Origin of the sequence: Paenarthrobacter sp. NPDC089988 (genome assembly GCF_044748465.1) — a bacterium.
In the GTDB taxonomy this organism is placed as follows: domain Bacteria; phylum Actinomycetota; class Actinomycetes; order Actinomycetales; family Micrococcaceae; genus Arthrobacter.
Window position 1 is genome coordinate 193,959 of the sequence record NZ_JBIVGD010000008.1, and the last position, 10,844, is coordinate 204,802.

The window sequence follows — 10,844 nt, forward strand, 5'->3', positions numbered from 1 at the left end:
GGGGTCCTACTTGGCAGGCGAGTAGTTGTAGATGGACGGAACGGCCTGCTGGGCCTGGGGAACCACGTTCACCTTGTCGTTGTGGTAGTACATCTGGTTCACACGGAACAGCGGGGCGAACCAGGCCTGCTCAACCACGTACTTGTTTACTTCCTTGGCCTTTTCGCCAGCTGCGTCACCGGCGGTGCGTACAGCCTGGATCTTCTCCTCAAGCTCAGGAGTAGTGGACTTGAACGGGTTGTACAGGGCCTTCGTGGAAACGATCTGGTCGATCGCAACGGTCGGTTCGCCCTGGAAGAGGTTGAAGAACAGTGCTTGGTACTTCTGGGCTGCAACGTCCGCGGTGAACGTGTTGGTGATGGCCGCACCCGGGTTCAGGGTGATGCCCACATCGGCCAACTGCTGCTTGAGCACGGAGATCAGGGTCTCAGCGCCCGGAAGCGTGGGAACGTCGAGGCTGACCTTGCCCTCGAAGCCGGACTCTTTCAGGAGCTGCTTGGCCTTGGCGGGATCGTAGCTGTAGTAGTTCTCCAACTCTTCGCTCCAGGCACCACTGTCCTTGCCGAACGGCTGTGAGGTGGGCGTGCCCTGGCCGAGCATCACCTGGTCCAGGATGGTCTTGCGGTCGAAGGCGTAGTTGATGGCCTGGCGGACCTTGACGTTGCCCAGAGCAGGATTCCTGGTGCCGTCGCGGTCCAAAAGGAGCAGGCCGGACCAGTCAACCTGGTTGGTTTCGAGCTTCATCTTGGCGCCCTCGGCCTGCTTGCCGTTCTTGGGGTCAAGGAGCGTGGCGTCGATCTGGCCGGAGACCAGCGCGTTGGTGCGGGCCGTCGGATCAAGCAGGACCTTGAGCGTCAGCTTCTTGTACTTCTGGAGGTCCTTGTTCCAGTAGCCTTCACGGGCTGTGAAGACCGTCTGGGAATCCTTGACGGAGGCTGCCTTGTCCATCACGTACGGGCCGGAGCCGACGGGAACGGTCTTGATGGCGTCGGTGCCCAAGGCCTTGGGGCTGCCCATCAGGCCGGCGGCCTGGCTGAGGAAGAACTCCAGGGCGGGTTCGGGAGCGGTGAGGTTGATGTCGATGGTGTCCGCGTCAACCACGGCAACGTCGGATACCGAGCTGAGCTGGGCCATCTGGGGACCGTTGGCCTTCTTGAAGTGGTCCAGGTTGGCCTTGGCCGCTTCGGCGTCGAACTTGGCCCCGTCGCTGAACGTGACGTCCGTGCGGAGGTCCACGGTGAGCTTGGTGTTGGTGTCGTTATACTTCCACGCGGTGGCCAGCATGGGGCTCAGCTTGCCGTCCGGTTCGCGAAGGATCAGCGAATCGTAGGCCGCCTGGTAGGGCTGCAGCGCGTGGCCAACGTGGGCCTGGGCCGGGTCCCACGAGGTAAGATCGCGGAGGGTTCCCAACGTGAGTGCCGTGACGGTGGTTCCGCCGGCGTTCGAACCGGCGCCGGCTCCACCGCCGCCACAGGCCGTGAGCGCGAGAGAGGCACTCAGTACAAGGGCAGCTGCTGCCGCCTTGGGACCTAACTTCATTGTCGGCTCCTAAAGAGTCTTGCCTGATGCGAACGGGATCGGATCAGAGCTTAGAAGGTGTGGCCTGGGCCACATATTTCTGGTGTGTGGGATTTACAGTACGGTCTTTGGCCGCCTTTGGCAACCGATTGTCAAAAGTTTCTGAAGTTGTTGCCAAGCTGTTTTCAGGAGTCATTGCGCACATACCCAAGCAGGTCGCAGTTGTGCGCGTTTTGAGGGCTCATAACGTGCACAACTCCGACCTGCCTGGGTACGTCAAGAGGAAGGTCAGCCCACCCGGTCCAGCATGTCCGGGTAGCTCTGGGCATAGATGTCCTTCACGATCCGCAGCGACTTTGCCGCCTCGGCAGGGCTGATCCAGAAGGGCTCCGGATGGTCGAGCTTGGCGTAGAAGTCCCGGATCAGCAGCTCATGGGAAACGCCCCAATAAGCCCGGCCGCCGGACTCCAGGGTGCGCTCGGGAATCACGTCCACCCTGCCGTCGGCGTACGTGACGGTCAGCTCGCCCCGGAGGCTAAGGGTGCCGTTCTCTGTAACGACGTCCAGCGTCACCGGTGCGTTCACGGGATTCGCCAGCGTTGCGAAGAAGACGCTGCGCGCGCCGTTCTCATGCTCGGCCACGAAGTCGGCGGTGTCCTCCACCTCGATCACGCCGGCCAGCGCCCTGGTGGATGCATGGCCTTCAACCTTCGCCACGTCACCCACCAGCCACTGCAGCAGGTCCACGGTGTGGATGGCCTGGTTCATCATCAACCCGCCACCACCTCCGGCCCACGTGCCACGCCACGGCCGGTCGCGGTAGTAGTCACCCGTTCGGTGCCACATCACAGTGGCCGACGCCCCCAGCACCTGGCCCAGCGTGCCGCCGTCGAGCAGTTCCCGCATGGCTTGCGACGTCGCGTTGTAGCGGTTCTGGAAGCAGACGGCGATCTTCGCCGTGCTCCGCTCCGCCAGCTCGATGAGCCGCCGTCCCTCTTCGAGAGTGTGCGCCAGCGGCTTCTCGACGATGACACTCACGCCGGCATCAAGGCAGTCGGCGGCTAGCGAGGCGTGGAGGTGGTGCGGCGTGCAGATATGTACGACGTCGGGACGCACCTTGTCGAGCAGGTCGAGGTGGCTCGCGTACCCGGGGACGCCGTAAGCAGTTGCCGCCGCTTCCAGACGTTCGGGATTGGTGTCGCAGACAGCAACCAAGTCGGCATCAGCCATGGTTGCCAGCGCCGCGAAATGGACACTCGATACGTCACCACAACCGATGACGGCCGCTGTTGGCATGTTCCTGCTCCTTCGAAGGAATGGGTTGGTTTGTGCCGCCCTGGTGTGCGCGGCGCTGTTATGTGCCGCGCAGGCCAGGGGGCCCAGGTTGGCGGACGCCAAGGCTAGCGAGTGCGCCGGTTGCCGGACGCCCTGGGCTCAAGCCAGGCTGACGCCATTCTTCGCTGCAAGCCCGGCAAACGCCCGGGCAGCAACACCGAATGCCACCGGCCCGGAGAACCCTCCGAGCTCGTGGGCCTGGGCGAGGTGGGGTTCCAGCGAGGCGAAGCCGGAGAAGCCATCAGCTGCCAGCGCGGCGATGGTCTCGTCCAATTCGCCGTCGCCTTCGCCGGAAGGTACAACCTCGCCCGTGGACGCCAGGGCATCCTTCACCTGGAAGTACTCGAGGTACGGGCGCAACAGGGCATACCCCTGCGTGTAAGGCTTGACCCCCACCTGGACGAAGTTGGCGTTGTCCCAGGCAACCCGGAGCGCCGGCGAGTTCACGGCTTCCATCATGTCCAGGACGCGCTCCGGGGTATCTCCGTAGATGCCCTTCTCGTTTTCGTGGAGGAGCACAATGCGCTCGTTTGCAGCCTCCGCAGCCAGCGCCGCCATGCGTTCGATCACGGCGTCGCGGATGTCTTCCTGGCTCTGGCCCTCGCCGCGGTAGAAGGAGAAAATCCGGACGTAGTTGGCGTCCAGGCCCTTGGCGACGGAGATGATCTGCCGCAGCCGTTCCACCTCGTGCTCCACAGGGAGGCTGACGTCCACTTTTCCAATAGGGCTGGCCACCGCCGAAACCTTCAGGCCCTTTTCATCGAGGATCGCCTTGAGGCGCTCGACGTCGGCCGGCGCCAGTTCCGAGACATTGGTCCCCCAGGCGCTGCGCACTTCGATATGGCTCGCTCCGAGCGCGAGGAGCACCGCTGCCTGGATGGCGGGGTCGGGGTCTACTTCATCGCCGAAACCTGACAGGCTCCACACGGCGCGGGGTTGAGTCACAAAATCTCCTTGATGGGCGGCACCAAAGCTCAGGGCTGGTGCGCGGTGATGCAGTTCACAGCGGGTCTTGTCCGTTTGAGTCTAGCTAGCTTGGCACGCCATTGACAACCGATTGCCAAAAGTTTGCAAGTGTGGCACGGTTGATCCACACTGTGGCAGCGGTCACAGCAGGATCCGGCCCTTACGGAATCCTTTGTTCAGAGAGGAACGCCCATGGCGACGCCACCCGTGGCAGCAGACCGTCCTGCCACCATCCATGACATTGCCGCGCTGTGCGGCGTCGCAGCGTCAACCGTCTCACGGGCCCTGACCAATCCCGACCGCGTGAATATCCGCACCCGGCAGCGGATCCAGGCTGCCGCCGTCGAACTTAACTACACGCCGAACTCCCAGGCGAAAGCGCTGAGTTCCGGGAAAACCGGCGCCGTGGGCGTCCTGGTCCCGGACATCACCAACCCGTTCTACTTCGACCTCATCCGCGGGACGCAGCTCCAGCTCAAAGCCGCCGGTTACACGCAGCTCCTGGTGGACACCGAGGAGTCGGACGAGGTTGAGGCCAGCACCCTGGAGCAACTCCGGAAAAACGCCGACGGGGTTATTGTTGCCGCGTCCAGGCTCAACGACTCCGCCCTTTCCGACGCGGCGCTGCGGATGCCCATGGTCACCGTCAACAGGGACGTGGACGGCGTGCCGGCAGTCATCATCGATACGCCCTCTGCCATGACGCAGGCGCTGGACCACCTCATCTCGCTGGGGCACACGTCCGTGGCCTACCTTTCGGGGCCTGTCGTCTCCCAATCGGGCTCCCGCCGGTGGGCAGTCCTGTCCGCGGCAGCGGAGGACCGCGGGATCGACATGCGCCTCCTTGGCCCGTTCGCCCCGAAGACCCAGTCCGGTGCAGCGGCCGCAGACGCCGCCGTCCACAGTGGCGTCACCGCGTGCATCGTCTTCAATGACCTCATTGCCATCGGGATGCTGCAACGCCTGCGCGAACGGGGCATCCGTGTGCCGGAAGACATGAGCATCGTGGGCTGCGACGACATCTTCGGTGCCGACTTCTGCAACCCGCCACTGACCACGTTGAGCTCACCGATTGAACAAGCCGGGCGGGTGGCGGTGTCCATGCTGTTGGCCCAGCTCAATCCTTTGGCGGGCGGCGGCAGCCGGAGCCGTTCGGTCATGCCCACGCATCTCACGGTGCGCGGCTCCACGGGCCCGGCACCCAAGGCCACCGACCGCGCCCCCAAGTAGGTCGCAGTTCGCGTCGCTCCCAGCGCCCGGAACGACCTCATCTGCTACATAGTTGGGACTCCGGCAGCAATATGGTTGAGCGGTCACAACAGCGCTGGCTAGTGTTGAACACATGCGCGAACTCCAGGCCAAAATCATTGAGGAAATGGGCGTCCAGCCCCGGATCAACCCCGCAGAGGAGGTTCGCAAACGGGTTGCCTTCCTGAAGGAATACTTGAAGGCCACCGGCACGAAGGGCTTCGTGCTCGGCATTTCCGGCGGCATCGATTCGTCGCTGGCCGGCCGGCTTGCCCAGTTGGCCGTCGAGGAGCTTGAAGCCGAAGGTGTCGAGGCCAACTTCGTTGCCGTCCGACTCCCCTATGGCGTCCAGCACGATGAGGACGACGCCCAGGCCGCGCTCGACTTCATCAAGGCCAAGACCGAATGGACCTTCAACATCTCCCAGGCCGTGGACGGCTTCGAGGAAGAGTTCGAGAAGACCACCGGTGCCGCGATCTCGGATTTCCACAAGGGCAACACGAAGGCCCGCGCCCGCATGATCGCCCAGTACGCACTGGCCGGCGAACACAATTACCTGGTGCTCGGCACCGACCACGGCGCCGAGTCTGTGACGGGCTTCTTCACCAAGTTCGGCGACGGCGGCGCGGACATCCTCCCGCTGTTCGGACTGAACAAGCGCCAGAACCGCGAGCTCCTCGCTGAACTGGGCGCCCCCTCACGCGTGTGGGAAAAGGTCCCCACTGCCGACCTCCTGGACGGAAAGCCCGGCCGGACCGACGAGGACGAGCTCGGCATCAGCTACGACCAGATCGACGATTACCTGGAAGGCCGCGAGGTGCCTGAGGGTGCGGCCGAACTCATCGAGCAGAAGTACCTCCGGACCCGCCACAAGCGGACAGTGCCGGTCACCATCTTCGATACCTGGTGGAAATAGCCCTCGGCCGGGCGCCTCAATCGGATAACTGACTGCCGATTGACCAGCGGCCGCAGCACTGCCTGAATCACGACGGCGGGTGCGGACTTCACGCGAAGTCCGCACCCGCCGTCGTCATATACCGACCCTCTCTCACCAAACGCCCCCACTTCCGCCAACCCTCTCCCACCAAACGCCCCCACTTCCGCCAACCCTCTCCCACCAAAGGCCCCTTCCCACAATCCCTCTCTCAGCATCCTTGACGACGCGATAACTACCGATATATCGTTAACTATCGCCGATACTCCATTGGTGATACCTATCGAAAGGACGATGCTGTTATGAAAGGCATCCACGAACACCACGAAAATTCCTTCCCAGAGCACGGCGCCGACCCCCACGGACGCGGCCGATTCAACCGAGGGAAGGGCCGACGCGGCCCGGGCGGCCACGGCGGAGGCGGCTTTGGTCCGGGCTTCGGTCCCGGCTTTGGCCCAGGCTTCGGACCCGGCGGGTTCGGCCCGCGAGGCTTCGGTCCGGGCGGTCCCCGTCGCAACCGAGGCGACGTCCGCGCAGCAATTCTGTCGCTCCTGGCGGAGGCTCCCTCGAACGGCTACGGGCTGATCAAGACCATCGCAGAGAAGACCTCAGGTGCATGGCGACCCAGCCCCGGCTCCGTCTACCCCACACTGCAGCAGTTGGTCGATGAAGGGCTGATCGTCGCCGTCGGCGAGGGTCGTCGCACCGAATTCACCCTCACAGAAGACGGCCGCGCGTACATCGCCGAGCACGAGGAAGAACTGGCCAACGCCTGGAACACCGAGGCCGACTCCACCGGCGCAGCCTTCCATCAGAGCGTTGGAAAGCTCATGGGCGTCATCCACCAGTTCCGTTCCGCCGCCACCGACGAGCAGCGCCAGGCCGCCATCGAAAAGCTCGACGAGACACGTCGTGCGCTCTACCTGATCCTGGCTGACTAGTCCCGAATTCATCCCCTTGACCTTGACGTAACGTCAACCTCTACTGTCGAAGAACAAGCACAGGATGGAGGACGGATGGACTGGTCAATCCAGGAAATCGCCAAAATGGCAGGCACCACCAGTCGCACGCTGCGTCACTACGACGACATCGGGCTGCTGAAGCCAAGCCGGACCGCCCACAATGGCTACCGCTATTACGACGGTCCGGCACTGGTTCAGCTCCAGCGCATCCTGCTCCTGCGGGAGCTCGGGCTGGGCTTGCCGGCGATATCGGACGTTCTTTCCCGGGAGACGGACACCGTCAAAGCCCTGAGCGGCCATCTGGAATGGCTGGGACAGGAACGGGACCGGCTCGCACGGCAGATCGCGTCCGTGCAGCAAACCATTGCGACATTGACAGGGGATGGAAAGTACATGGCACAGGACATGTTTGACGGCTTCGACCACACTCAGTACAAGGACGAGGTGGAGGAGCGATGGGGCAAGGACGCCTACGCCGCGAGTGACGCGTGGTGGCGGGGAATGGGCTCCGAAGAAAAGCAGGCTTGGAAAGACAGGGCCCAGAAGCTGGGCCGCGACTGGATCGCCGCCGCTGGTTCCGGCGTTGCTCCGGACAGTGCCGAGGCACAGGATCTCGCACGGCGGCACGTCGAGTGGCTGCGGGGTATCCCGGGAACGCCCTCGGCGGCGCCGGGCGGGGACGTGAAGGGCTACGTCATGGGGCTGGGTGAGATGTACGTTGCCGATCCACGTTTTGCAGCCAACTACGGCGGGGAAGCCGGAGCCACATTCGTACGGGACGCGCTGCGGGCCTACGCGGAGGCAAATCTGTAGGCCCCGTGCTGAACCGGGTGACCCCGAGACTGCAGTAGCATCACTTGCATGCCGAGCACGGTCCCTGCGTCCCACGCTGCCTGGGACGATGATATTTCGCGTTTCAATCCGTGGCCGGTTTGGCTTGGTGGATCTTGGTCTTCGGGTCCACTTGGGTTCGGGATACCACCCTGGGAGGGCTGGATCCGGTACTCGTCGCCATTTTCGACGTGCCGCTGTTCGTCATCGCCTCTGCCGCGGCAGCGCTGGGAAGCCGGGTAGCCGTGAAGGTGACTGCTGGCTGGACCGTGACTGTCGCCGTCGTACTTGCGCTGTACGCGACCATCACGATGCAAGCTGGGTGGGGCGTCCTGCTCATGGGAGCCGCCAGCGCGGGGTCGCTGGTGGCCGCGTGTCTCATGATGTTCGGGCGGGTTCCCACAGAGTGGATCCTCAAAGGGCCGTTTGCGTTCCGCTCCGCCCGTGATCGGGCCACAACAATTCCCCATGTGGCGACTACCATGCTGCAGCTGCTGTTCTTTTGGGGGTTGTTCCTTGGCTTGATCCCCTGGGTTCTGGCTTTTCTGGAACAGCGGTGGGGAGTTGCAGCCGGGCTTCCAGCATGGGTAGGGGCAGTCGGGGCGTCGGTCTTCCTTTTGGGGAGTGCGCTCGGCGTGTCTTCTGCCATCACGATGTCGACCTTGGGGCGCGGCACCCCGCTGCCCTCGGCGATGCCTAACCGCTTGGTGATTGCAGGACCGTACCGATGGGTGCGAAACCCAATGGCCGTAGCGGGGATCGGGCAGGGAGTGGCCGTTGGCCTGATGCTGGGCTCGTGGATGGTAATGACTTACGCGGCGACGGGATCCCTGGTGTGGAACTACGCTGTCCGACCACTTGAGGAGGCCGATCTGGAGGGACGGTTCGGGGAAGACTTCCGTCGCTACCGGGCCAACGTCCAGTGCTGGATTCCGAGGCTACGCGCGCAGTCCGGATCTCCCCTGTAGTTCCTGTAACAATCCTCGGCAAATCACAATCTTGTAATTTCGATACTAGAATCCCCGGGGGCGTCCAGCCACAGGCGCTCTTTTATCGGCCAGCGACTCACGGTCCGATGTTCGAAATGGGGATTTTTCTTGTCTAATCACACACCACCCGGGACGGGTTCATTCCGGCTGCCCACCTCCACCGTCTGTGTGGGTGTCCTTGCTTTGCTTTTCCTGGTGATCAGCGCTGTTGCCTCGGGCATCGGTGGAGTGCTCATCACGGTGGGGCTTTTTGCCCTGGTGACCGGTATCTATGTTGCCGTTACGGGTCGGCGTTCCTGGGCGTTGATCCCCGGTGGCCGTCGTTCCGGGGCAATCGTGCTGACCGGCGCATTGGTCCTGTTCGTCGTGGGGGCTGCCCTGAGCCCGGCCAAGCCCAAGGAGAACCTTGAGGCATCGCAGGCTGCTGCCGAAGCCCAGAAGTTGGTGGAACCCAGCACCTCCGCCAGCGCCACTCCATCTCCAACGGCCTCGGAATCTGATTCGGTCGCGCCACTGGACCCCGAGACCACCACTGAACTCGCTGCCAGCGCCACTTACAAGGCTCCGCACGCCCAGCCAGCCTACGCTTCCAAAGCCCTCGACGTCCTGGCAACCCTCGCCATCAAGGGCCGTGCCCCGAAAACGGGGTATGACCGCGAACAGTTTGGCCAAGCATGGGCTGACGTTGACCGCAACGGATGCGATACCCGCAATGACATCCTGAAGCGGGACCTCACCCAGGTGGCTTACACCAACAGCGTCCCCTGCAAAATCAAGAGCGGGATGCTCGCGGACCCCTACACCGCCAAGTCCATCGCCTTCCTTCGCGGTGCAACCACCAGCACCGCCGTGCAAATCGACCACGTGGTGGCACTCAGCGACGCGTGGCAAAAGGGAGCCCAGCAACTCAGCCTTGAGCAACGCACCGCGCTGGCGAACGATCCCTTGAACCTGCAGGCCACGGATGGTCCCACCAACCAACAGAAAGGCGACGGCGACGCCGCCACCTGGCTGCCGCCGAGCAAGTCGTTCCGCTGTGAATACGTTGCGCGGCAGATTTCCGTGAAGGCCACCTACAGCCTCTGGGTAACGCAGGCTGAGCACGATGCCATGGCCCGGATCCTTGCGGATTGCCCCAACCAGGCTGCGCCGACCAACGAAAAGGCCCCAGCACCTGCGCCCACACCCACTCCGGCAGCTGTTCCCGCGACGGTAGCTGAGCCCGCACCCGCAGCCCCTGCGCCGACGGCGGTTCCAGCCCCGGTTGTAGTTCCTGCGCCCGCCCCGGCGCCTGCACCGGCACCGGTTGTGGTTCCTGCGCCCGCCCCGGCTGCGGCTTACTACGCCAATTGCGCGGCGGCAAAAGCGGCCGGCGCCGCGCCGCTCTACGCCGGACAGCCCGGACACCGCGCAGCACTCGACAGAGACAAGGACGGCGTCGCGTGCGAGTAACGGGTTGTCACCGTACTAGCCAAAAATGATGTCTCCGCAGGGTCCTGCGGAGGCATCATTTTCGCTCGACAACTGACTGCGGAGAGGGTTTCTCGCCCGGTTTTCCACATAGGGCAGGTGGGGTGGTCACGGGGGATTGGCATGGTGTCAGGGTTGGTTTATGGGAATTGGTGGTGGGGTTGAGGCGGCAGAGGTGGCGGACGCGGGTTCCGGGGCCACTTCGGGTGTCGCCGGGCTTCTGCTCGATGCCAAGAGTGCGACGGAAAAGATTCCGGGTAACCCGGAGCATCTCCGGCCGGGAACATCGGCACCCTCCGCACGGGCCGTCTCTGAACCTCTCGAGGACTCCTGGGGTGGTCCGGGCTCCTCTTTGAGTGATGTTTTGGATGATGGGGCCGCGGCCCTTGAGAGCCTGCGGGATTCGGCCCTCCCGGCAGCGGGGTTGTTCGGTTTCGGGGAAGCGGCGGATTTCGCCGGCCGGGTCGAGGAACTCGCCCGCACCATCGAGTACCTGCAAATTGTCGCGGCCCAGGCGGTGGAACGGACCCGCGAAGAAGCCAAACACGCCGGCACCGCAGCCGCCGGGTCACGCGGCATCACGGGGTGGCG

9 protein-coding genes and 1 pseudogene are annotated in these 10,844 nt (G+C 63.9%); 7 read left to right on the forward strand and 3 right to left on the reverse strand.

What is annotated here, in order from left to right; all coding sequences use genetic code 11:
- Positions 1–6: 6 nt before the first annotated feature.
- From ACIPV6_RS11935 to ACIPV6_RS11945, 3 genes are all read right to left on the reverse strand, one after another.
- Positions 7–1,539 carry an ABC transporter substrate-binding protein gene (locus ACIPV6_RS11935; RefSeq protein WP_400271081.1) on the reverse strand — a complete coding sequence of 511 codons (1,533 nt, stop codon included), beginning with the start codon at positions 1,537–1,539 and terminating at the stop codon, positions 7–9.
- A 267-nt stretch (positions 1,540–1,806) separates the two neighbouring features.
- Entirely contained in the window at positions 1,807–2,814 is a 1,008-nt protein-coding gene (locus ACIPV6_RS11940) for a Gfo/Idh/MocA family protein (protein WP_400271082.1), read from the reverse strand.
- 138 nt (positions 2,815–2,952) lie between these two features.
- Positions 2,953–3,798, reverse strand: coding sequence for a sugar phosphate isomerase/epimerase family protein (locus tag ACIPV6_RS11945; RefSeq protein ID WP_400271083.1), 846 nt, complete (start codon positions 3,796–3,798; stop codon positions 2,953–2,955).
- A 213-nt stretch (positions 3,799–4,011) separates the two neighbouring features.
- Here ACIPV6_RS11945 and ACIPV6_RS11950 point away from each other — a divergent pair, with 213 nt between their 5' ends.
- From ACIPV6_RS11950 to ACIPV6_RS11980, 7 genes and pseudogenes are all read left to right on the forward strand, one after another.
- Positions 4,012–5,049, forward strand: a complete 1,038-nt coding sequence (locus ACIPV6_RS11950; protein WP_400271084.1) for a LacI family DNA-binding transcriptional regulator — start codon at positions 4,012–4,014, stop codon at positions 5,047–5,049.
- Between the two features lie 112 nt (positions 5,050–5,161).
- Complete coding sequence (nadE, locus tag ACIPV6_RS11955) at positions 5,162–5,983, forward strand: ammonia-dependent NAD(+) synthetase (protein WP_400271085.1); 822 nt, start codon at positions 5,162–5,164, stop codon at positions 5,981–5,983.
- Between the two features lie 320 nt (positions 5,984–6,303).
- Positions 6,304–6,942: a PadR family transcriptional regulator gene (locus ACIPV6_RS11960; RefSeq protein ID WP_400271086.1), complete on the forward strand. Its 639-nt coding sequence runs from the start codon at positions 6,304–6,306 to the stop codon at positions 6,940–6,942.
- A 75-nt stretch (positions 6,943–7,017) separates the two neighbouring features.
- The gene (locus tag ACIPV6_RS11965) at positions 7,018–7,776 is read left to right on the forward strand and encodes a MerR family transcriptional regulator (protein WP_400271087.1); all 759 of its coding nucleotides are present in this window, start codon (positions 7,018–7,020) and stop codon (positions 7,774–7,776) included.
- Between the two features lie 119 nt (positions 7,777–7,895).
- A complete protein-coding gene (locus tag ACIPV6_RS11970) occupies positions 7,896–8,762 on the forward strand; it encodes a methyltransferase family protein (RefSeq protein WP_400271088.1) in 867 nt (288 codons plus the stop codon).
- A 129-nt stretch (positions 8,763–8,891) separates the two neighbouring features.
- Entirely contained in the window at positions 8,892–10,235 is a 1,344-nt protein-coding gene (locus tag ACIPV6_RS11975) for a DUF1524 domain-containing protein (protein ID WP_400271089.1), read from the forward strand.
- Positions 10,236–10,395: 160 nt separating this feature from the next.
- Positions 10,396–10,844: pseudogene (locus tag ACIPV6_RS11980) on the forward strand (hypothetical protein); the annotation flags it as partial.

Excerpts from the sequence above, each read along its gene's own strand:
- ACIPV6_RS11935 (WP_400271081.1), bottom strand. The coding sequence starts at position 1,539 with ATGAAGTTAGGTCCCAAGGCGGCAGCAGCTGCCCTTGTACTGAGTGCC.
- ACIPV6_RS11940 (WP_400271082.1), bottom strand. The coding sequence starts at position 2,814 with ATGCCAACAGCGGCCGTCATCGGTTGTGGTGACGTATCGAGTGTCCAT.
- ACIPV6_RS11950 (WP_400271084.1), top strand. The coding sequence starts at position 4,012 with ATGGCGACGCCACCCGTGGCAGCAGACCGTCCTGCCACCATCCATGAC.
- nadE (WP_400271085.1), top strand. The coding sequence starts at position 5,162 with ATGCGCGAACTCCAGGCCAAAATCATTGAGGAAATGGGCGTCCAGCCC.
- ACIPV6_RS11960 (WP_400271086.1), top strand. The coding sequence starts at position 6,304 with ATGAAAGGCATCCACGAACACCACGAAAATTCCTTCCCAGAGCACGGC.
- ACIPV6_RS11965 (WP_400271087.1), top strand. The coding sequence starts at position 7,018 with ATGGACTGGTCAATCCAGGAAATCGCCAAAATGGCAGGCACCACCAGT.